The sequence below is a fragment of the Streptomyces sp. NPDC051286 genome, from assembly GCF_044455345.1.
Classification (GTDB): domain Bacteria; phylum Actinomycetota; class Actinomycetes; order Streptomycetales; family Streptomycetaceae; genus Streptomyces.
Genome location: NZ_JBITER010000004.1, coordinates 71,270 through 92,244 on the forward strand (window position 1 = coordinate 71,270; position 20,975 = coordinate 92,244).

Below are 20,975 nucleotides of genomic sequence, written 5' to 3' on the forward strand. Positions count from 1 at the left end.
GCCGCCCGGTCGGGGGTGCACAGCCGGCCGGACCCGGTCTGTGGTGCTCGCGCTCAGCGCTCGGCGATCGCCGGGGCGGCGGGAGTCCGGTGCAGGACGAGCCGGGTGAGGAGTCCGCTGCCGAGACCGGCCACGAGCGCGAGGGCGGCCCACCACAGCGGGTACGGCGTGAGGCCGAGGACCGCGTCGAGGGACCAGGCGCCGGGGCCGGTGGCGGCGAGGGCGGCGGCGGTGCCGATGAGAACGAGCGGGTATTCGTACCCGTCGTTCTGCACCCAGAGGCCGTGGCGCCACTTCACGGTGAGGGCGACGGTCATGACCCCGATGGCGCCGGTCGCGGCGAGCGGGGTCAGGAGGCCGGCGGCGAGCAGCAGGCCGGAGCCGATCTGACCACCACCCGCCGCCACAGCGGTGAGGACACCGCCTCGGAAGCCGTCGGCGCGGAACTCCTCGGTGCCGCCCTCGAGTCCCTTGCCGCCCAGGTGCGAGCTGACCTTCTGGACACCATGGCCGGCGACGAGCAGTCCCACCAGCAGACGCAGGATCAGAATGCCGGTGTCCACAGGGGTCAGCCGGCCGCGTGCGCGCCGATGACCGACTGCGCGTACACGACACCCAGGCCGTACGCGCCCGCGTGGGCCTTGACGATCTCCATGACGTCGCCGTACGTCTCCTGGCGCGCCCAGTCGCGCTGCAGCTCCAGAAGGACCTGGACCCAGGTCACCGGGACGGCACCGGCGGCGATCATCCGCTGCAGCGCGTGCTCGTGGGCGGCCGGGCTGACACCACCGGAGGCGTCCGTCACGACGTACACCTCGTAGCCCTGCTCGAGCGCCGAGAGCGCGGGCAGCACCAGGCAGACCTCGGTCCACAGACCCGACAGGATGATCTTCTTGCGACCGGTCGCCTTGACCGCCGCGACGAGCGCCTCGTCCTCCCAGGCGTTCATGGTGGTGCGGTCGATGATCTCGTTCTTGGGGAACACCTCGGCGAGCTGCGGCAGCAGGGGGCCCGAGAAGGACTCGGCGGCGACCGTGGTCAGGACGGCCGGAACGTCGAACGCCTTGGCCGCCTTGGCAAGACCAACGGTGCTGTTGATGATCGCGGCACGGTCGCCGCTGCCGGTGCCGAAGAACATCTGCGGCTGGTGGTCCACGAAGAGCATGACCGAGTTGTCGGGCGTGAGCAGGTCCTTGCTCGGAGCGGCCTGCACCTTGTCGATGTCGAACATGAGGGGTCCTTTCGAAGCCATCGGTAGCATGCCCACCGCGTCCGCGGCGAGGCACTTCTTCAAGCTACGAGCGCCCCGACCGACCGAGTTGACTTCCTGCGCCCAGGGGTTGGCACGACAGCGCACAACCGGTCAAGGACGAGAGCCGTGCAGCGTCACCGGCGCGAACGCGCAAGGCCGCGAGGCCGGCACACTCGCCCCGAGACACCCGCGAAACGGTGCGTAACCACACCCCAACCCAACGAAGGGCCGCCTCACCAGCGGAAACACGGCCAGGAACGGGCCGCGGCCGGGGAGAATGAAGCCGCCCCGGGGAGCGGCTGGGGAGAATCGTCCAGTACGCCGAGGCGTACCGCTTCAGACGCTTCGAAGCGCAGGAAGCGGCATGGCGCCACGCCACCCGACTCGCGGAGTAGGTAAGCGCCGTACGCACTCGGCCGGGCCGTCAGCTATCACACGGAAGTGGCGACCTTCTCCGCCGTGTCCACCGGCCCGGAGCCAGAGGACTGGGCCGATCTCGCCAGGTTGCTCGGCCCAGGCGCCTTCGCCGACATGTTCAGCTGTCCGGCCGTCCCGCCGCCGAGTTGGGAGCCGGTCTTCAGTCTTGAGGGCCGTCAGATGATCTGGCCCGGCGGTGGCCGCCCCGGCCACCCTCGCGCCGAGCCCGGCACCGGCGTGGTCGAACTCGGCAGGGACAGCGTGCCCGAGATGCTCGACCTCGTCGCGCGGACCGGGCCGGGGCCCTTCTGGCCGCGCACCCACGAACTCGGCACCTATCTCGGTGTCCGGGTCGACGGCGCCCTGGTGGCGATGGCAGGAGAGCGCCTGCAACCCCCGGGGTGGACCGAGATCAGCGCCGTCTGCACTGCTCCCGACGCACGTGGGCGAGGCCACGCCGCCCGCCTGGTAGTCGCGCTCGCCGCCCGGATCGTGGCGCGAGGCGAACGCCCCTTCCTGCACGTGGCCGAGACGAACACCGGCGCGATCGCGCTGTACGAACGCCTCGGCTTCAAGACCCGCAGGCAGGTGACCTTCCGAGGCTTCCGCACCCCCTGACGGCCTGCCTCGGCGGTCCGCCCTGATCGGTCCGCCGCCTAGGGGGCAGATCGCGTCACTGGCCCTGAGGCTTCCTCCGGCTCCTGCCGGAACAAGTGCCAGGGCGCGTCCGAGCGGGTGGCGCGTGCCCCGGCGGTGAGTTTCAGGGCGTACACCGGCCGTTCGCCAGGGACGGGGCCGAGGTAGGCGTGGCCGGTCATGTGGCACCAGGCGGGCAGATCGAGCGGCGCTGCTGGGTCGGTGGCGATGACGTGGACGACGGTGCCCGGCGGCGCGCCGTCGATCTGTTGGCGCAGGCGGAGCAGGAGGGTGACGCAGAGCAGGCCGGTGCCGTCGACGGTCAGGGAAGGCTCGGCGGGCGGGGACGAGCGCGTCATCGGCTGTTCGATGTCGGGGCGACCGCGGGCGTTGTGGCCGAAGCCGGCGGCAGGTCCAGGCCGCGGGAGGTGACCGTACGTACGGTGCCCTCGGCCAGGCGGTAGGTCAGGCCGACGACTGCCGTGCGTCCGGAGGCGACCTGGTCGGCCAGTTCCTGGGAGCGGTCCATGATGAGGTCGACGGTGTGGCGGACGTGTGTGGCGATGAACCCGTCGTCTTCGCTCACGCCGGCGGCCTGGGCAGCCAGCACACTGGGGGTCACCCGCTCTATGACGTCCCGCAGGTAACCGCGCGCGGTCGTACCGTCCTTCACGGCGGCGCGGGTCGCCGCGACGGCTCCGCACGCGTCATGCCCGAGGACGACGACGAGCGGACAGCCCAGCACACTCACCCCGTACTCGATGCTGCCGAGGACCTCAGGTCCCACGGCGTGGCCGGCGGTGCGCACGACGAACAGGTCTCCCAGCCCCTGGTCGAAGATGATCTCGGCGGCCAGCCGGGAGTCGGAGCATCCGAGCAGCACGGCGTGCGGGTGCTGGGCGGATGCCGTGTCGGCGCGGCGGACGGCGTCCTGGTTGGGGTGCCGGGGGGTGCTGGCGGCGAAGCGCAGGTTGCCGGTGCTGAGCAGGTCAAAAGCTTCGCGTGGGGTGGCCGGGGCTACCGGGGTGGCGTCACTCATGGGCCGCAGGCTAAGTCCGGAGCCTCTTCTCGACGGCGTCGGGGGTGTGCTCGGCGCGGGTGCGCTGATCGCGTTCAGGCGCGAGAAGCAGGCGGTGTCCCGTCACGCGAGGGCCGCTCGGGCAAAGGCCGTGGGTGGACGGCCTGTTTCATCACGATGGTCGAGTTGAGGCTGCGCACCCCGGGCAGATGGATGAGCACGGACTCGTAGAAGCGCTGGTAGGACGGCAGGTCAGCCGTGACCACGCGGATCAGGTAGTCGGGTTCGCCGAACAGCGGCTGGGCTTCGATGATCTCGGGAATGTCGGCGAGTGCCGCATCGAACTCCGTCACCGCGTCGGGGCGGCTGAGCGTGGCGAAGACCAGGACCTCGAACCCGAATCCCACCGCTGCGGCGTCGACGTACGAGACGTTGCGGGAGACCGCGAGGGGCGCCGATTTCACGCTGTCGTCCGCCTGCTGCTGCCACTACTGCTCGAGAATGGCGTCGAGCTGACGTCCGGTGACCCCGACGGTGAGAACCGGGTTGCCGTAGCCGTACGCGTTCCAGGACTCGCCGAGCAGGATCCGGCCGTCCGCGTCGCCGGGGTTGCGCCCTTCGCGTACGGCAGGCCGCCGCGGACGGTAGTGCTGCCCTTGCCGGGCGAGGCGTTTGTTCGCGACGGCGAGCGGGTTGGTTCACCGGAGCGTGGAATGGCGGTCTTTCGTGCGCGATTGGCTGCCCTCGGCCTGAGGTGATCATGGTCCCGGGCCCTGCCGTCCGGGGACGCGCGGACGCCAGGTGCGCCGTGCACACCCGGACGCTCACATCCCCGTTGTTCGAGGAGCTGAAGTCCCTTGTCACCACCTGTCATCGGCGTGCCGCTCTCGCGTCGGCGCCGTGCCGTCGGCGTGCTCGCGCTGAGCACCGCGCTGGTCGCGGGCCTGCCCGCGTTCACCCCCGCCGCGTGGGCAGCGCCGCCCGGGCAGCAGGACGCACCACGCGTGGCGGACGGCTCCGCCCTGGTCCTGGACCGCCCGGGTGAGTCGGTCGTCACCCGCCGCGAGGTCACGCCCGTCGCGCCGGGCCTGACCATGACGTCCTTCGACCGGCTCGGCCGCGCGGGCTGGATCCGCGGCAAGGTGCTCGTCGCCGACCTGGACACCAAGGGCCTGAGCGTCGACTACCTGTCCTCCGGCAAGGTGACGACCCGCCAGACCGTCACCGAGATGGCCCGGGGCGCGGGGGCGGTCGCCGCGATCAACGGCGACTACTTCGACATGAACGCCTCCGAGGCGCCGCTGGGCGTGGGGGTCTCGCGCAAGGACGGCCTCGTCCAGGCGCCCGTTGAGGGCTGGAACCAGGCCGTCACCGTCGGCACCGACGGGCTCGCCCGGATGGCCGAGGTGTTCCTGGAAGGCCACGCGAGCCTGCCCGGCGGCCGCGAGGTGACGCTGTCCGGCGTCAACACCTACGGCCTGCCCGCCGACGGCGTCGGCGTGTTCACCCCGGCCTGGGGCAGCGCCTCGCGGGCCAACGTCGCGAACGGCTCCGGCGAGGTGATCGAGGTCGAGATCCGCGACGGCAAGGTCACCGACGTACGCGAGCACCTCGGCGGCGCCGTCCCGGACGGCGCGACCGTCCTGGTGGGCCGCGAGGCCGGCGCCCGGGCGCTGCGCGACCTGAAGCCCGGCGACCAGGTCGGCGTCGGCTACCGCCCGCGCGCCTCCTTCGGCGAGGTGGCCGTCGCGGTCGGCGGCTACCAGGTCCTGGTGGCCGACGGCGTGGCCCGCCGGCCTGGCGACAACGACGGCAACGAGCTGAACGCGCGCACCGCCGTGGGCTTCTCGGCCGATAACCGGCGCATGTACCTGGTGACCATCGACGGCCGCCAGGGCGACAGCCCCGGCATCACGCTGCCGGACCTCGCCGAGCTGATGCGCGGCATGGGCGCGTACAACGCGCTCAACATGGACGGCGGCGGCTCGGCCGCGATGGCCGCCCGCCTGCCGGGCACCGCCCAGGCCGGCACTGTCAGCAGCCCTTCCGACAACGGCGGCGAGCGCGCGGTGGCCAACGGGCTCGGCCTGTTCTCCGCGCCCGGTTCCGGCGAGACCCGGGGCTTCAGGCTGCGCGCCGCCGAGGGCGTGGAGAGCGCCGCCCGGGTCTTCCCCGGCCTGCACCGCACCGTGCGGGCCCTGCCCCACGACGAGGCCTTCGGCCCCGTCAAGGGCGCCGCGCCCGCCACCCGGTGGAGCACCGCGACCGGCGCCAAGGTCGAGGTCGCGGGCCGGGGGCTCGACGCGGTGGTCACCGGACGCAAGCCCGGCACCGCTCAGGTCTCCGTCACCGCCCAGGGCGCCGAGGCGGCCACGCTGCCGCTGACCGTGCTCGGCCCGGCGGTACGCATCACCGCCGGTGAGGAGCCGATCGCCCTGGAGGGGACCGGCGCCACCGCCCACCTCGCGGTGACCGGCTTCGACGCCCTGGGCCACGCCGCGCCCGTCGAGGCCGCCGACATCAAGGTCACCGGCGGCGAGGGCGTCGTCGAGGCCTCCCCCGCGCCCGACGGCACGATCGGCCTCAAGGCGCTGGCCGACGGGAAGTCGGCCACCCTCAAGCTGACCGTCGGCGCCATGGAGAGCGCCGTCGCCGTCACCGTCGGCATGACCGAAAAGTCGTTCGCGGACTTCTCCGACGCCGCCGCCTGGAAGTCCGGCAACGACCGCGCCCCCGGCGGCACGGTGGCCCCTGCCCCCGGCCCGAACGGCGCCGCCGGCCTGCGGATGACCTACGACTTCACCCAGTCCACCGGCACCCGCGGCCAGTACGCCATCGCCCCCAAGGACATCGTGCTGCCCGGCCAGCCGCGCTCGATCACCATGTGGATCGAGGGCGACGGCAACGGGGCCTGGCCGCGCATCCAGTACCGCACCGCGGCGGGCGTCACCTCCAACCTCGATGCCCCGATGGTCACCTGGACGGGCTGGCGCAAGGTCGAGTTTCCGGTACCGGCGGGCGTGCAGTACCCGCTGACCTTCCAGCGCTTCCGCCTGATGGAGACCAGCGCCGCACGCTCCTACACTGGCGCGCTCACCCTTGGCGACCTGAGCGTCAAGGTCGCGCCCGACGTCGAGCTGCCCGTCCAGCCCTACGTGAGCGACCCGGTCGTCCTCACCAACGGCACCGTCGACAAGAGCCCGCTGCGCGTGGCCGTCATGTCCGACGCCCAGTTCGTCGCGCGCCGCCCCGAAAGCGACATCGTCCAGGCGGCCCGCCGCACGCTGCGCGACATCGCCGCCGCCAAGCCGGAACTGCTCATCATCGACGGCGACTTCGTCGACGAGGCGGCCCCGGAGGACTTCGCGCTGGCCCGCAAGCTGCTCGACGAGTTCGACCAGCTCACCGGCGGCAGCATCCCGTGGCACTACGTGCCCGGCAACCACGAGGTCATGGGCCCCGGCACGATCGACAACTTCAAGGCAGCGTTCGGCGACACCACCAAGGTGTTCGACGTCAAGGGCACCCGCTTCGTCACGCTGAACAGCTCGCTGGGCACTCTGCGCGGCAGCGGCTTCGACCAGATCGCCACGCTGCGCTCGGCCCTGGACAGCGCGGCCAAGGACCCGTCCGTCACCGGCCTGCTGCTGTTCGAGCACCACCCCACCCGCGACCCGCTGCCGGACAAGGGCAGCCAGCTGGGCGACCGCAAGGAGGCCGCGCTCGTCGAGCACTGGCTGAGCGACTTCCGCGCCGGCGGCAAGTCCGCTGCCATGGTCACCGGCCACGTCGGCGCCTTCCACGCCAGCAGCGTGGACGGCGTCCCGTACCTGATCAACGGCAACGCGGGCAAGGGCCCAGCCTCCGAGCCCGACCGCGGCGGCTTCACCGGCTGGACGATGCTCGGCATCAACCCGGCCGCCGGCAAGGTCACCGACCCCTACGCGGTACCGGACGACGCCTCGGCCTGGCTGCGCGCCGAGGTCCGAGCCCGTGCCGACGCCGTCGACCTCAAGGCGCCCACCGCGCTCGGCCTGCTCGACAGCGTCCCCGTGACCGCGACCCTCACCCAGGACGACGAGCGCACCGTGCCCGTCGCCTGGCCGATCACCGCCCAGTGGGGCGGCAACGGCGTGCACATCGGCACGGTCGCGAGCGCGCCGCGCGGCGCGGTGGCCGCGTACGACCCGGCCGCACGCACGCTGACGGGCCTGCGCCCGGGCAAGGCGACTTTGACCGTCACCGTCGGCGGGGCCACCGCCGAGCGGGACGTCACCGTCGGCAACGCCCCCGCGTGCACGACCACCATCCGCGGCAAGCACTCCTCGCTCACCGTCACCTCGGGCGTCACCTGCTTGGAGGGCGCGAACGTCAACGGCCCGGTCCTGGTCCAGCGCGGGGCCACGCTGGTGGCGATCGACTCCACCGTCAACGGCCCCGTCTCGGCCCGCGGCGCGAGCGCGTTCGTACTCAGCGACACCACGGTGTCCGGCCCGGTCTCGGTCAGCGGCAGCACCGGAGCGGTGGCCGTCCTGCGGTCCTCGCTCTCCGGACCGCTGGACCTCGCCCTCAACAAGGGCACCACCCTGGTCGCGGGCAACACCGTACTCGGCCGGCTCGACTGCTCCGGCAACGAGCCCGCACCGGCCAACGGCGGCCTCGCCAACACCGTCAGTGGTCCCAAGGGAGGCCAGTGCGGCACGCTGTGACGTCACGTCACATCCAGTACTGAACAAGCGGGCGGGCGGATCTCCACTCCCCGCCCACCACCACCGGCAGGCCCGTACGACCGCACCCCGCGGTCGTACGGGCCCGCGGAGTGTGATGACGGAGTACAGAATGGCGGGTGGTGATCCCAGCAAGGAGTACGGGTGCTCTGGCCGATCTCGGCTGCGTCGGCCTGGACAAGAAGTACCGCAACTACTACCTCATGAGGACCAACTGACATGCTTGACGGGGAACAGGCCGAGCGCAGGGCTGCAGAGTTCCTCGCTGACGAAAGCAGGTCCTGGGGTCCGTCCTCCCTTGTCCGGATCATCCCCGAGTACTGCTTCACCGACGGGGAACAGTTCATCGCTCCCTACGACCATGTCGACTACCTCGACAACGGACGCGAGGACATGCAACTCGGCGGAAACCTGCCGGTCGCGGTCGATCTGACAACCGGATCCTGCCGCTTCATCGACTGGGCGGAGGCAGACGAGTTCATGGAACGCGGCCTGCTCTGAGCAGACGTCATTCCGAGCACGCGTTGCGGGCCCCGGCGGAATCATCCTGGCGAGGCCCGCTGCCAGCGCACACCCAATTTGTCCAGGGACCGTCAGCGATCCAGCTGCTCCGTCCACGGAGGTTGGTGACAGCGATCACGGTCGGGTGGTCTTGAACGAGTGAGGGCCTTCTGGGTTCGGCGTGGATTGCGACATCACCACCGACCAGCAGAAGGCCCTCATGCCCCACTGAGCTGCCCCGGCTTTCGTAGCGGCCAGTGTGTGTTCTCAGGCGGCACTCGAGGCGCCCAGGCAACGGCAGTACTCGGCCTCGAATTCCTCGGGTGGGAGGTGGTCGAGGTCGGAATGCAGACGCTCGGTGTTGTACCAGCCGACCCACTGCACCACGGCATGTTCGACCTGTTCAGCGTCCTGCCAGGGGCCTTGGTGCACGAGCTCGGCCTGGAACGAGCCATTGGGGGCCTCAGCCATGGCGTCTCACGGGCACCGAGTGGACCGACGACGAAGCCTTCGCCGCCTGCGGCCTCGACGACGCCGACCGGAAACGGGTCGAGCCGCCCGACCGACTACAAACCCGCAGGTCAGGCGGCATCTTCGGGCGCCCTCGCCCACCCGCCCCCCTCGTTGAGCGTCACGCGATTCCGTCTGGACAGCAGCTCATGGCAGGTTCACCACGGTCCTCACCGTCGATCTCGATGGACAAGACAACAAGGGTGAGGGGCCGTCACGCTCGCCCTGGCACTGCCACGTCGGGCTGTATGTGGCAGCAGAGCCGACAGCGTTTCGGGCTGCCAGGGGCAACGGCCCACCGTCGGTTCAGCGAGTGGTCGAAGGCCCGGGGGTGGGCCAAACTCCACCGCGCAGTGCTCGACGAACTTGGCGCCACCGGGGGCTTCACCCCCTCTACCTGGAATACCCACGCAGACGGAACAGGACCACACGGTCTGAACAAAATTCACGGATCGTCACGAGATGTTACCGAGAAAGGTTCACTGAGCAGATCAATGGCGATGGAATTGCCCAAGTTGTTGGTGAACCTGACCACTGGCCAGCTCAACTCCGCCTTCTCGAATGGGTTGGAATCAAACAAGGATGCCACCCATACAAGGCGACCATCAGGATCCAACCTGGCGAAGAAGCCCTGTGAGCCAAGGGCACCGTCACCACCGCACACGGAGCCGGACCCGTCAGGAAGTTCGAGGTAACACTGAGGATGGACGTCGATCGGCGTCACCGCCCATGGATCCTCGGCCAGCAGGGAATCCAGGTCCAACGATGGTCCGAGGTCGAACCACGACAGCGCCGGCCCGTCGATCTCAATGGCGCGGGCCGAACCGTCGGCCCGGTACAAACCGCTCCGGTCCGGCGCTTCGCCCGCCTCCCAGAGTTCGATGATGCGGCTCATTTCCCGCCGCCCTTCTTGTTGATGACTTCGGGGCGCTCGTCGAGCCCTTCATACGGTACCCGGCAGCCGTTCTCGTCACGATTGATCTTCTTCTTCATGCGCTGTTCAAAGCTCTGCTCCCAGGTCATGCCAGAGGACTTCGCCGGATTGGCAGCATCCGGATCGACACGCTCCACCCGGACGCGGTAGTCGGGGTCGCCCGCTCTCACTTCACGTGCGGCATCTAGGCGCCGGTTGTCATAGCTGACCAACTGACCGTTGCGTTCGATCACGCGAAGCGGAGTACCCGGCCGGTTCCAGTCCCAGGTGCCGTCACGCATCGCCGACACATAGTCATTGGGCGACACCGAGCGCTGCGAAAAGTTGATGTCGTTCGGATCGATCCACTCGCCTTCGCCGCCGGACTCGGGCATGCACATTCCGCCGCCCGGACTGTCGGGCGGCCCCCTGCCCGGCGGCGTGCCGCCCTGCGTCTGTGGGGCCAGCCCCCCTGGCGGCAGTGGCGCATCGCGTTGCGCAGCGGCGCAGTCGACTAGGTTCCCGCCTGGCTCGCAGCTGCCGTGCGGAGTCGCCGGGTCGGCGGACTCCGGTGCGACGGCCCGGTGCGGGGCCGGTTGGGCGATGGGGTCGACGGTGTCGGACCAGTCGATCAGGAGCTTGCTGGTGATCTTCCAGTAGTGGGTCCAGGAGGTGCCGGATACCTTCTTGGTCCAGGCGCCGTTGGAGTAGTACGTCCACAAGTAGTCCGTCGTGTATGTGTAGTTGTCGGTACGGTTGTACAAGTAGGTGCCGCCGTACCAGGTGTTGTGTGTGCTCCACGCCTGGGTGGCACTGGTGGTGCGGGTGCCCGTGACCCGCACCGGAGCCGGCTTCGGCGCAGGCTTCTTCACCTTCGGCCGCGGTGTCTTCTCGGGGCTTGCCCCGGTGGGTGAGACGCAGGAGGCCAGGCACTCGCCGGTGTCCGGGTCGTACTGCGGTCCACTCACCCGCGTCATCGAGCCATCCTGGTTGACCAGCCACTCCACGACGCCGTACGCGTCGCACCCGAGGAGGATCCACCCGGCGACCGGGATCGCCTTCGACCCGACCCGGCCCAGGACTCCGCGGGCGGTGCGGCCGACCCTGCCCCAGCCGCCCACCGCGCGTGCCGCGTCGTCCGCCGTGTCGGCCACCGCGCCGAACCATTTGCCGATGTCGATATCGACGTCGATGCCGAAGTCCAGGTGGCCCGTGGGGTCCCAATTCGACGTGGGGTTGGCCGATCCGTAACCGTACGTGTTGGCGGACGCGGCGCCGGTCAGCGGGACATCCGCCGTGTCTGGCGAGGCGAAGGTGCCGGTGTCGGGTGTGTACCAGCGGGCCTGTGCGTTGACACGGCCGGTCGCTTGGTCCGTCCAGGAGCCCTGGAAGCCCAACGCGGAGGCCGCGCCTGTCCGGGCAGTGGTCTTTCCGAACGGGTCGTAGTCCTGCGCCCCGTTGACGGCGCCGGTGCCGGTGTCGCGCTGCGCGATCACATCTTGGTGCAGGTTCGCGGTCAGCAGCGCGGGGACTGTGCCCTGCTCGCGCGCGGTGGCGAAGGCCGTGCCCCCCGGGTCACGCGCGTAGGCGAAGGTACCGTCGCTTGCGGCCTCACGGGAGGCTCCCGCGTAGCTGAACCGGGCGTGCGTCGCACCGTTCTCGCCAGCGGCGCTCTCCAGCCGCCCCAGCGCGTCGTACTGGTACCGGGCGTCGCCGTCGGCGATCAGCTGGTTGAAGGCGTCGAACGAGCTCTGCGTCGTGACGCTCGTGCCGTCCTGGTCGGTACGGGTCGTCGAGGCCAGCGTGCCGCGCGGGCTGTAGGTGTAGGTACTCGACGCCCCACCCGCGGTGGTGGCGACGACACGGTCGCGGGCGTCGTACCTCGCTGTGGCCGTGCCCGTGTCAGTCCGCGTGCCCTCGGCGTCCTTGGTCCAGTCGACGGTGCGGGTCCGGTTTCCGGTCTTGTCCCGGTAGAAGTCGCTGCCGGTCCCGTGCGTGGTGTCCGTGGCCGTGATCAGCCGGTCGGCCTCGTCGTAGGAGTATGTCTCCGTATGCGGGTTCGCGACGTCACCCGACGTGGTGGTCGAGGCGAGGTTTTCGGCCGGATCCCAGGTGTTCTTCTGGGTGATGTCTGCCTTGCCGGCCTTGTCGGTCGTGGTGTCCTCGGTGAGGCGGTACTGGCGGTCGTACGCGTACGTCCGCTGTTGCAGGAGCTCGCCTGCCGCACTGCGGACCGTCTCCCGCATCGGAAGACCCGTGGTGTACTCGTAGTCGTAGGCGGTGGTGGTGTGCCGGCGTCCCACTCGACGACACAGACCGTCGCCCCTGGCTGGAGTCCATCGGCCGCTGGCTGTACGAATGCAATGCGACCGGCAGCGGCGGCGTGATTGCCTGCTCCGCGCTAAAGCGAAGGTACCGGGACACACTGCGGGCGGCCTGCCCGAACGTCTACTTCCTGCACCTGACCGCCAGCCACGACCTCTTGGCACAACGGATCAGCCGGCGCACCGGCCACTTCATGCCAGAGTCGCTCCTCGACTCGCAGCTCGCTGCGCTCGAACCCCTCACACCAGATGAGCCGGGAGCCTCGCTGGACGCGGGGCCCACCCCTGGCGCAATTGCCGACACTGCCATGGACCTCCTGCCCAGGCCGGCGAATGAAGATCGCGAATGACCTGCTTCCCCGGCTCCACACCGCAGCGTAATCACTCGGCATACCGGTGCAGCGTCTCCGCATCGGGCCTCTCAGCGATGGCCCAAAACGGGCTCACTGACGGCGCATCAAATCTGATCCACTTTGTTCCCTTCGCTTGAACCTGACCGTGTTGATCAAGGTCGGAGGGAAGGGTGATTCACGTGGAAGACTGGGCAGAGATCCGCAGACTGAACCGGGCCGAGCAGATGCCGATCAGGGCGATCGCGAGGCATCTGGGCATCTCGATCCACCAGGAGCGGCAGGGCCCACCCGCGTCCGACTCCGGGGCTGTCCGAGCGCCAGGCGCCACCCCCAAGATCCGCGAAGCGTGCAACTGATACCCCATCAGCATCACCGTCACATGAGCGTCAAGGACTACTACGCAACGTCCTCTCGATGTTGCGACACCGCACCCACCGTTCATCACGCACACTGAGCGAAACAACAGGTCAGACGGCTCCTCCGGGAGCATCCGGCGACGTCCACGTGATGCCTATCCGGAATCAGGTCGGAGCGGACCGTCGATCTCTAGAAAACCGCAGGTCAGTGCAATGCCGGTGAGTTAGCGGGTCAGTGCAGGTCAGGCACTTGATGGTGCGGGGTTTGGGCGGGAATCACCCCTGGTGACGTTGCGAAATCCGTCACTTCTGGTGATGTGTCGGCGGAGGCCGAGACACCGCAACGGAGTTCCCGGCAGGACAGAAGATCGACCAAGATCCGACTGTCCGCGAGGGAACTCCGTTGGGTGCTCAGTGTGCCATCGTCCGCATGCCGTCTGCCATCACCGAGGGCAGCCAGGCCCCGTCGAACAGGCTGGTGGCGCCCTCGGGCCGGCGCTTTGGCGAGCACGTCCGTCTCGGCATGTTGACCGAGGAGATCCGTCCTGAACTAGTGGACGAGGTCGTGGAGTTGACCGGCTGCGGCGAGCGTCGCCGCCGGTTGTTGCCGGCCCGGGCGGTGGTCTACTTCGTCCTGGCGTTGTCCCTGTTCAGTAGCTCCGACAGTGCCGGGCCGCCGGGATACCGGTCGGTCCTGCGCACGTTGACGGAGAAGCTGCGGCATCTGCCGGGCTTGTGTGTGCAGCACTTGCCTACCAGTTCGGCCCTGACACGGGCCCGGCAGCGGTTGGGCGACAAACCGCTGCAGGTGCTGTTCGAGCGACGGTGCGGCACACTGGCCACAACCCTCACGCCGTGCGCGTTCGCCTTCGGGCTGCGGCTGGTCGCCTGGGACGGCACCGCGCTGGACGTCCCCGACACCCCAGCAAACGCAGCTGAGTTCGGCTTCACCGGCAAGGGCGGGTCGGTCCGGCCGCCCGTCTACCTCGACAACCTCTTCAGCCCGTGGAACGGCCCGGCGCTCGTCAACGACGGCGTACTGGCCTACCCGCTGCCCGCCGGACAGCGGGCGGCCTGGATGTCGCACGCGGACCTGGCGCAGGTGCTCGCCGCGGCGACGGAGGCCGAAGGGCTCGTGGGCCGGGCGGTGGACGTCGGCGGCGCCGATGTACTGACCGGCACCGAGCTGGCGGCGGCGTTCGCCAACGCGCTGGGACGCGAGGTCCGCTACCTCCCGCTCGGTGTCGAGGACTTCGAGGCCGGTCTCGGGCAGTTGCTCGGCGCAGAGTCGGCGGCGGGGGTGGCCGGTATCTACCACCACGTCGCGGCCGGCGACCAGGAACTGCTGGCTGCCGAACCCGCGACGACGGAGCGCGTCTTCGGCGTACAGCTGACGTCCACGGTCGAGTGGGTCAAGACGCAGAACTGGGAAATCTGGTCGGGCCGCGCCGCCTAATGGGAGCTACGGAACCGGGGAATGCTCGGTTCCGTAGCCGCCAGCAGGTGAGCACTTTCGCCGCCGGAACCGTTCGAGTTCTGGTGTCAGACCGTGCCCCTGCTGGTCGGCCGGGAGGCCAGACCGCTGATGGGGTGGCGTGCCCGTCCCGCGGGGCGTGAGCACTGGATCCATTAGGCCGCGTGCCGCGCCTTCCGCTGGCTGCACCGCTGTTGGGTGAAGTACGTGACTGGGGAGGGTCTGTTGCTGCTGATCGGTGATGACTGGGCCGAGGATCACCACGATGTCGAGGTCCAGGACGAGAGCGGCCGGAAGCTGGCCGCCGCGAACCTGCCCGAGGGGGTGGCGGGGATCGCGAGACTCCACGAACTCGTCGCCCGCCACGGAGGTGCGGACCTGGATCCGGCCGAGGTCGTGGTCGGGATCGAGACCGACCGCGGCTCGTGGGTGCAGGCCCTGATCGCCTCCGGCTACCAGGTCTACGCGATCAACCCCCGCCAGGTCGCCCGGTTCAAGGAACGCTATGGCACCTCCGGCGCCAAGAGCGACAAGGGCGATGCTCACGCGCTGGCGGACATGGTCCGGATCGACCGGGCCCAGCTGCGGCCGGTGGCCGGCGACAGCGAGGCAGCCCAGGCCGTCAAGGTTGTCGCCCGTGCCCACCAGACCCTGATCTGGGAACGCACCCGCACCTTCCAGCGGCTGCGCTCCACGCTGCGGGAGTACTTCCCCGCCGCGCTGACCGCCTACGCTGACCTGACCTTGACCAGCACAGACGCACTGGAGCTGCTGATCAAGGCGCCCACATCGGCAACAGCGACGAAGCTGACCCGCACCCAGATCACCGCCGTCCTGGCCCGGCACCGCCGCCGCAACCGGGACGCGAAAGCGGCCACCATCCAGACCGCCCTGCGCGAGCCGCAGCTCGGCCTGCCCGAGCCGGTCACCGCCGCCTACGCGGCCGCAGCCACCGCCCACGCCCGTCTGATCATCGCGCTGAACGAGCAGATCGACGCGATGGAAGTACAGGTGAAGGCGCATTTTCTGGCGCACCCGGACGCTGAGATCTACCTCTCGATGCCCGGCATCGGTGAGATCACCGGCGCCCGGGTGCTCGCCGAGTTCGGGGACGACCCCAGCCGCTATGCCAGCGCGAAGGCCCGCAAGAACTACGCCGGCACCAGCCCCGTCACCCGGGCCTCCGGCAAGACCCGCACCGTTCAGGCCCGCTACGTCCGCAACAACCGCCTGGCCGACGCGCTCCAGACCCAAGCCTTCTGCGCACTGCGGGCCTCGCCAGGAGCCCGTCGCTACTACGACAAGCAACGAGCCCGCGAGGCCGGCTACAACCCCGCCCTCCGCCAGCTCGGCAACCGCCTCGTCGGCATCCTCCACGGCTGCCTCAAGACCCGCACCACCTACGACGAAGCCACTGCGTGGTCACACCACGCCTACCCCCAGCCCGCTTGACACCCCAACGACATGGGGTGTCTGACACGCGTCCGGCGGGCGGGGCACGAGGCCGTGTCCGCCCGCCGGGCAACGTCAAGGATCATGTGAATCACGGGGCCCCGGTCTCACCCGGTCTCACTGATGTCCGTAAGCCCGACGGGCCATCGAAGCCAGCGTCATGTGAGCGTCAAGAACGTTCGCAAGACGGTCACCCCGACGCCCTTCGACTAGCGCCCTCACTCCCAAACCGCAGGTCACAGCGCCCCGGATCGCTCGACCTGTTTCACACGGTAAAAGAGGTCGAGAAACGACCCTGAAACAGAAAACCGCAGGTCAGGCACCCTTAGCCGCCGGCTCCAGGATCGCCACGCACTCCACATGGTGCGTCATCGGGAACAGATCGAACGCCCGCAGCGTCCGCACCTTGTAGCCGCCCTCCCGGAAGTACGCCAGGTCGCGGGCGAGTGCCGCCGGGTCGCAGGCGACGTAGGCGATGCGGCGGGCGCCGAGGCCGGTCAGGTGCTTCACCGTCTGCTTGCCCGCGCCCGCACGCGGCGGGTCGAGGACGATCAGGTCGCACTCGGTGATGCCGGTGCGGGGCAGGATCTGCTCGACCTTGCCGTGCTCGATACGGACCCGGTCGAGGTCCTGGAGGTTGTGGCGGGCATCCTCCACAGCGCGCTTGCCGGACTCGATGCCGAGCACCGCGCCCTTCTCGCCGATGCGCTGGCCGAGGGCACCGGCGAACAGGCCGACGCCGCAGTACAGGTCGAGGGCGGTGTCGCCCTTGCGCGGCAGCAGGCCCTGCATGACGGCTCGGACCAGGGTGTTGGCGGCCTGCGGGTGGACCTGCCAGAAGCCGCCGGAGCCGACGCGGTACGTGCGGTCGTCGGCGCGTTCGCGGACGAAGCCGCGGCCGTGGACCCGGTGGACGCCGCCGTCGCGTTCGTCGACGCGCAGGACCGAGACCGGCTTGTCGAGCTCGACGAGCGGCAGCCGGGCGCCGGGCTTCGGGGTGAGGATGACCTGGCGGTCGTTGGAGCCGGTGGCGGTGATGGCCTCCACCGAGGCCATGCCGGTCCAATCGCGCTTCTCGATGCCGAGTTCGGAGACTCCGGGCGCCGCGATCATGCAGTGCTCGATCGGCTCGACGTCGTGCGAGCGGTGCTTGCGCAGGCCGGCCCGGCCGTTCTCGTCGATGGCGTACTGGACGCGGGTGCGCCACGCGGGCACCTCGCCCTTGGGGAGCTTGTCGCCCTCGGCCGGCATGACGGTGCCGTCCCAGCCCGCCTCTTCGGGGGTGAGGCCCGCGAGGCGCTGGAGCTGTTCGGCGATGACCTCGCCCTTGAGCCGCCGCTGGGCGCCCGGCTTGGCGTGCTGCCAGTCGCAGCCGCCGCACTTGCCGGGGCCGGCGTAGGGGCAAGGGGCCTCGACGCGGTCCTTGGACGGTTCGATGACCGTGACGGCGTCGGCCCGCAGGAAGCGGGAGTCCTTCGCGCCGTCGGTAACCCGTGCGACGACCTTCTCGCCGGGGAGGGTGTGCCGCACGAAGAGGACCTGGCCCTCCGAGGTACGGGCGATGCAGTGGCCGCCGTGGGCGACGGGGCCCACCTCGACCTCGTACTCCGTGCCGATCAGTGAGTCCCCGGTCTGCGAGTCCTCGGCCGGCGACGAGGTGGTTTCGTTCTGCATGAGGGGGTGGCTCCAGAGATCAAAGGAAAAACGGCCGGACAACAACCCACAAGTCTACGTGGGTGGTGTCCGGCCGCTTACCAAACGGCGGGCACGGAGAGTCAGCTCTTGCTGGTCTCCTTGGTCCTTCGTTCCACGGGGCCCCGGCGCACCGAACCCGGAGCGCTCCAGTCCGCGCGCCGCCTGGCGCGCTTCTTCGCGGCCTCGGAGGATTCCAGCTGGTACGGGACGGACGTCACCATGACACCGGGGGTGAACAGCAGCCGCCCCTTGAGGCGCAGGGCGCTCTGGTTGTGCAGCAGATGCTCGTACCAGTGGCCGACCACGTACTCCGGGATGTAGACACTGACCACATCACGCGGGCTCTCCCGGCGGAGGCTCTTCACGTAGTCGATGACCGGGCGGGTCACCTCGCGGTACGGGGAGTCGAGGATCTTCAGCGGGATGTCGATGCCGCGCCGCTCCCAGTCCTCCCTGAGCGCCTTCGTCTCGGCCGGGTCGACGCTGATGGAGAGCGCCTCCAGCTGGTGGGAGCGGATCAGCTTGGCGTACGCGAGCGCGCGCAGCGTGGGCCGGTGCAGCTTGGAGACCAGGACGATGGAGTGGACCCGGGACGGCTTCATGGTGTCGTCGGACGGGACCTCCTCGGCGGAGATCTCCTCGGCGACGCGGTCGTAGTGCCTGCGGATCGCGGTCATCGTCCCGTAGAAGATCACCATGCCGAGCAGCGCCACCCAGGCGCCGTGGGTGAACTTCGTGGCGAGGACGACGACGAGCACCAGGCCCGTGAAGAAGGCGCCGAAGGTGTTGATCGCCCGGGAGCGGATCATGTGGCGGCGCTTGGCCGGGTCCTTCTCGGTACTCAGATGGCGGTTCCAGTGCCGCACCATGCCGGTCTGGCTGAGGGTGAAGGAGACGAACACACCGACGATGTAGAGCTGGATCAGCCGGGTGGAGTCGGCTCCGTAGATCCAGGTGAGCAGGATGGCCGCGCCGGCCAGCAGCACGATGCCGTTGGAGAAGGCGAGCCGGTCACCGCGGGTGTGGAGCTGGCGCGGCAGGTACCGGTCCTGGGCAAGGATCGAGCCGAGCAGCGGGAAGCCGTTGTACGCGGTGTTGGCGGCCAGGAAGAGCACGAGGGCGGTGGCCGCGGCGAGGAGGATGAAGAAGAACGATCCGTCGCCGAAGACGGCGGCCGCGACCTGGGAGATCACCGGGTCCTGGACGAAGCTCGAACCGACGGGCACGCCGTTGTGGATCAGCTGCTTCGCCGGGTTCTCCGCCATCTTCACACCGGTGGTCATGGCCAGGGCGATGATGCCGCAGAACATGGTGACGGCCAGCAGCCCCATCATCGCGAGGGTGGTCCCGGCGTTCTTGCTCTTCGGCTTGCGGAAGGCGGGGACACCGTTGCTGATCGCCTCGACGCCGGTCAACGCCGCACAGCCGGAGGAGAACGCTCGCAGCAGCAGGAAGACGAGGGCGAAGCCGGCCAGGCCCTCGCGCTCGGGCTTGATCTCGTAGTCCGAGGTCGGGGCGTGCATGGTGTCGCCGAGGACAAGACCGCGGTACGCACCCCAGGCGATCATGATGAAGACGCCCGCCACGAAGAGGTAGGTGGGGATGGCGAAGAGCTTGCCGGACTCCTTGACGCCCCGCAGGTTCATCAGCGTCAGCAGCACGATGGCCCCGATCGCGCAGAGCGTCTTGTGCTCGACGACGAACGGGACCGCGGAGCCGAGGTTCTCCACACCGGAGGCGATCGACACGGCGACGGTCAGGACGTAGTCGACCAGCAGGGCGCTGGCGACGGTCAGACCGGCCTTGGGGCCGAGGTTGGTGGTGGCGACCTCGTAGTCGCCGCCACCGCTCGGGTAGGCGTGCACGTTCTGCCGGTACGAGGCGACGACCGTGAACATCAGGACCACGACGGCGGCCGCGATCCATGGGCTGAAGTGGTACGCCGACACGCCCGCGACGGACAGCACCAGGAGAACTTCTCCTGGTGCGTACGCCACCGAGGACAGCGGGTCGGATGCGAAGACGGGGAGGGCGATGCGCTTGGGGAGGAGCGTTTCCCCCAGCTTGTCGCTGCGCAGCGCCCGGCCGATCAGGATCCGTTTGGGCAGGTCGGTCAGTTTGGACACGCAGAGGATCGTAAGCGTTCCGTATGGAGGCCGCTGACGCACCACCCCCGTGGCCTTGCAATCTCCTGCACATAGCCGAGAGCGCCACGGAATCCTTAACGGAATCCTTGCGCTCGACGCCTACGAGAACAGCGCGCTGTAACCGTTCAGTGCCGGTTGGCCACCGAGATGGGCGTAGAGGACGGTGGCGTTCCGGTCGATCTCGCCGCGCGCCACGAGGTCGACGGTGGCGGCCATCGACTTTCCCTCGTAGACGGGGTCGGTGATCATGCCCTCGGTACGGGCGGCCAGCCGCATGGCCTCGAGGGTGGTGTCGTCGGGGATGCCGTACGTCCCCGCGTGGTACCGCTCGTCCAGTTCGATGTCGTCGACGGTGAGTTCCCGCCGTACGCCGATGAGCTGCGCGGTGGCGGCGGCGATCCTGGCGATCTGGTCGCGGGTACGAACGGGCTCGGCGGAGGCGTCGACGCCCAGGACGCGGCGGGGGCGGCCGCCCGCCTCCTCGATGGCGGCGAAGCCCGCGACCATGCCGGCCTGGGTGGAACCGGTCACCGAGCAGACGACAACGGTGTCGAAGAAGACGCCGAGCTCGCGTTCCTGCTCGGCCACCTCGTACGCCCAGCCCGCGAAGCCGAGTCCGCCGAGCGGATGGTCGGAGGCACCGGCCGGGATGGCGTACGGACGTCCCCCGCCCTCCTCGACCTGGCGCAGCGCCTGCTCCCAGCTCTCCTTGACGCCGATGCCGAACCCGGCGCGCACCAGGCGGACATCGGCGCCCGCGAGACGGCTGATCAGGATGTTGCCGACCTTGTCGTAGACGGCGTCGGGCCACTCCACCCAGCTCTCCTGGATGAGTACGCACTTCAGGCCCGCCCGGGCCGCGACCGCCGCCACCTGACGGGTGTGGTTGGACTGCACGCCGCCGATCGAGACGAGCGTGTCGCAGCCCTTCGTCAGGGCGTCGGCGACGAGGTATTCGAGCTTGCGGGTCTTGTTGCCGCCGTACGCGATGCCGGAGTTGCAGTCCTCGCGTTTGGCCCAGACCGCGGCGCCGCCGAGGTGAGCAGTGAGTCGGTCGAGGCGGTGGACGGGCGAGGGACCGAAGAGGAGCGGATAGCGGGCGTACGAGGAGAGGGAGGCGGAGGAGGCGGCGGAGGTCGTCATGGGGCTCCTGACGTCATGGGGTAGCGGGTTCGGCGGGCTTCTGCTGTTCCTGCGGTC

General features: G+C 69.7%; 17 protein-coding genes and 2 pseudogenes. 8 read left to right on the forward strand and 11 right to left on the reverse strand.

Annotated features, from left to right (window positions below; all coding sequences use genetic code 11):
* Positions 1 to 53 precede the first annotated feature (53 nt).
* Together ACIBB8_RS06335 and ACIBB8_RS06340 are read right to left on the reverse strand one after the other, a co-directional pair.
* A complete protein-coding gene (locus ACIBB8_RS06335) occupies positions 54 to 563 on the reverse strand; it encodes a DoxX family membrane protein (protein WP_398949278.1) in 510 nt (169 codons plus the stop codon).
* A gap of 5 nt (positions 564 to 568) precedes the next feature.
* Positions 569 to 1,231 (reverse strand): hydrolase, encoded by a 663-nt coding sequence (locus tag ACIBB8_RS06340; protein WP_116157574.1) that lies wholly within the window; start codon positions 1,229 to 1,231, stop codon positions 569 to 571.
* A gap of 435 nt (positions 1,232 to 1,666) precedes the next feature.
* On the opposite strand from ACIBB8_RS06340, the pseudogene ACIBB8_RS06345 reads away from it, so the two are divergent.
* Positions 1,667 to 2,287, forward strand: a pseudogene (locus tag ACIBB8_RS06345) (GNAT family N-acetyltransferase); the annotation flags it as partial.
* A gap of 38 nt (positions 2,288 to 2,325) precedes the next feature.
* On the opposite strand, the gene ACIBB8_RS06350 reads toward ACIBB8_RS06345, so the two are convergent.
* The 3 genes from ACIBB8_RS06350 to ACIBB8_RS06360 all read right to left on the reverse strand — a co-directional run bounded on the left by ACIBB8_RS06350 (position 2,326) and on the right by ACIBB8_RS06360 (position 3,787).
* The gene (locus tag ACIBB8_RS06350) at positions 2,326 to 2,664 is read right to left on the reverse strand and encodes a sulfurtransferase TusA family protein (RefSeq protein ID WP_398949279.1); all 339 of its coding nucleotides are present in this window, start codon (positions 2,662 to 2,664) and stop codon (positions 2,326 to 2,328) included.
* Entirely contained in the window at positions 2,661 to 3,344 is a 684-nt protein-coding gene (locus ACIBB8_RS06355; RefSeq protein ID WP_398949280.1) for a carbonic anhydrase, read from the reverse strand. The genes ACIBB8_RS06350 and ACIBB8_RS06355 overlap by 4 nt, the downstream gene beginning before the upstream one ends.
* A gap of 74 nt (positions 3,345 to 3,418) precedes the next feature.
* Positions 3,419 to 3,787: an Lrp/AsnC ligand binding domain-containing protein gene (locus ACIBB8_RS06360; RefSeq protein WP_398949281.1), complete on the reverse strand. Its 369-nt coding sequence runs from the start codon at positions 3,785 to 3,787 to the stop codon at positions 3,419 to 3,421.
* Positions 3,788 to 4,180: 393 nt separating this feature from the next.
* Here ACIBB8_RS06360 and ACIBB8_RS06365 point away from each other — a divergent pair, with 393 nt between their 5' ends.
* Together ACIBB8_RS06365 and ACIBB8_RS06370 are read left to right on the forward strand one after the other, a co-directional pair.
* A complete protein-coding gene (locus ACIBB8_RS06365) occupies positions 4,181 to 8,032 on the forward strand; it encodes a phosphodiester glycosidase family protein (RefSeq protein WP_398949282.1) in 3,852 nt (1,283 codons plus the stop codon).
* Between the two features lie 237 nt (positions 8,033 to 8,269).
* Complete coding sequence (locus tag ACIBB8_RS06370; protein ID WP_398949283.1) at positions 8,270 to 8,551, forward strand: hypothetical protein; 282 nt, start codon at positions 8,270 to 8,272, stop codon at positions 8,549 to 8,551.
* A 267-nt stretch (positions 8,552 to 8,818) separates the two neighbouring features.
* On the opposite strand, the gene ACIBB8_RS06375 is transcribed toward ACIBB8_RS06370, so the two are convergent.
* Positions 8,819 to 9,022 (reverse strand): integrase core domain-containing protein, encoded by a 204-nt coding sequence (locus ACIBB8_RS06375; protein WP_398949284.1) that lies wholly within the window; start codon positions 9,020 to 9,022, stop codon positions 8,819 to 8,821.
* 272 nt (positions 9,023 to 9,294) lie between these two features.
* Here ACIBB8_RS06375 and ACIBB8_RS06380 point away from each other — a divergent pair.
* Positions 9,295 to 9,441 (forward strand): annotated as a pseudogene (locus ACIBB8_RS06380) (IS5/IS1182 family transposase); the annotation flags it as partial.
* 65 nt (positions 9,442 to 9,506) lie between these two features.
* On the opposite strand, the gene ACIBB8_RS06385 reads toward ACIBB8_RS06380, so the two are convergent.
* Positions 9,507 to 9,956, reverse strand: coding sequence for a hypothetical protein (locus tag ACIBB8_RS06385; RefSeq protein WP_398949423.1), 450 nt, complete (start codon positions 9,954 to 9,956; stop codon positions 9,507 to 9,509).
* Positions 9,953 to 12,277: an RHS repeat-associated core domain-containing protein gene (locus ACIBB8_RS06390; RefSeq protein ID WP_398949285.1), complete on the reverse strand. Its 2,325-nt coding sequence runs from the start codon at positions 12,275 to 12,277 to the stop codon at positions 9,953 to 9,955. Before ACIBB8_RS06390 ends, ACIBB8_RS06385 begins: the two co-directional genes overlap by 4 nt.
* Between ACIBB8_RS06390 and ACIBB8_RS06395 the strand changes: the two genes are divergently transcribed.
* The 4 genes from ACIBB8_RS06395 (at position 12,193) to ACIBB8_RS06410 (ending at position 15,933) form a co-directional block, all read left to right on the forward strand.
* Positions 12,193 to 12,648, forward strand: a complete 456-nt coding sequence (locus tag ACIBB8_RS06395; protein WP_398949413.1) for a gluconokinase — start codon at positions 12,193 to 12,195, stop codon at positions 12,646 to 12,648. The genes ACIBB8_RS06390 and ACIBB8_RS06395 overlap by 85 nt on opposite strands.
* 182 nt (positions 12,649 to 12,830) lie before the next feature.
* The gene (locus ACIBB8_RS06400; protein ID WP_398949424.1) at positions 12,831 to 13,007 is read left to right on the forward strand and encodes a hypothetical protein; all 177 of its coding nucleotides are present in this window, start codon (positions 12,831 to 12,833) and stop codon (positions 13,005 to 13,007) included.
* A gap of 430 nt (positions 13,008 to 13,437) precedes the next feature.
* Positions 13,438 to 14,463, forward strand: a complete 1,026-nt coding sequence (locus ACIBB8_RS06405) for a transposase domain-containing protein (protein WP_398949286.1) — start codon at positions 13,438 to 13,440, stop codon at positions 14,461 to 14,463.
* Positions 14,464 to 14,706: 243 nt separating this feature from the next.
* Positions 14,707 to 15,933 (forward strand): IS110 family transposase, encoded by a 1,227-nt coding sequence (locus ACIBB8_RS06410; protein ID WP_398949414.1) that lies wholly within the window; start codon positions 14,707 to 14,709, stop codon positions 15,931 to 15,933.
* 315 nt (positions 15,934 to 16,248) lie between these two features.
* Here the strand turns inward: ACIBB8_RS06410 and ACIBB8_RS06415 are convergent, their stop codons facing one another.
* From ACIBB8_RS06415 to ACIBB8_RS06425, 3 genes are all read right to left on the reverse strand, one after another.
* Entirely contained in the window at positions 16,249 to 17,607 is a 1,359-nt protein-coding gene (locus ACIBB8_RS06415) for a class I SAM-dependent RNA methyltransferase (RefSeq protein ID WP_398949287.1), read from the reverse strand.
* Positions 17,608 to 17,708: 101 nt separating this feature from the next.
* Positions 17,709 to 19,754: an APC family permease gene (locus tag ACIBB8_RS06420; RefSeq protein WP_398949288.1), complete on the reverse strand. Its 2,046-nt coding sequence runs from the start codon at positions 19,752 to 19,754 to the stop codon at positions 17,709 to 17,711.
* 120 nt (positions 19,755 to 19,874) lie between these two features.
* Positions 19,875 to 20,918, reverse strand: a complete 1,044-nt coding sequence (locus ACIBB8_RS06425; RefSeq protein WP_398949289.1) for a 1-aminocyclopropane-1-carboxylate deaminase — start codon at positions 20,916 to 20,918, stop codon at positions 19,875 to 19,877.
* Positions 20,919 to 20,975 lie beyond the last annotated feature (57 nt).

Coding starts and splice junctions, on each gene's coding strand:
- ACIBB8_RS06340 (WP_116157574.1), bottom strand. CDS start 1,231: ATGTTCGACATCGACAAGGTGCAGGCCGCTCCGAGCAAGGACCTGCTC.
- ACIBB8_RS06350 (WP_398949279.1), bottom strand. CDS start 2,664: ATGACGCGCTCGTCCCCGCCCGCCGAGCCTTCCCTGACCGTCGACGGC.
- ACIBB8_RS06355 (WP_398949280.1), bottom strand. CDS start 3,344: ATGAGTGACGCCACCCCGGTAGCCCCGGCCACCCCACGCGAAGCTTTT.
- ACIBB8_RS06370 (WP_398949283.1), top strand. CDS start 8,270: ATGCTTGACGGGGAACAGGCCGAGCGCAGGGCTGCAGAGTTCCTCGCT.
- ACIBB8_RS06375 (WP_398949284.1), bottom strand. CDS start 9,022: ATGGCTGAGGCCCCCAATGGCTCGTTCCAGGCCGAGCTCGTGCACCAA.
- ACIBB8_RS06385 (WP_398949423.1), bottom strand. CDS start 9,956: ATGAGCCGCATCATCGAACTCTGGGAGGCGGGCGAAGCGCCGGACCGG.
- ACIBB8_RS06405 (WP_398949286.1), top strand. CDS start 13,438: ATGCCGTCTGCCATCACCGAGGGCAGCCAGGCCCCGTCGAACAGGCTG.
- ACIBB8_RS06415 (WP_398949287.1), bottom strand. CDS start 17,607: ATGCAGAACGAAACCACCTCGTCGCCGGCCGAGGACTCGCAGACCGGG.
- ACIBB8_RS06425 (WP_398949289.1), bottom strand. CDS start 20,918: ATGACGACCTCCGCCGCCTCCTCCGCCTCCCTCTCCTCGTACGCCCGC.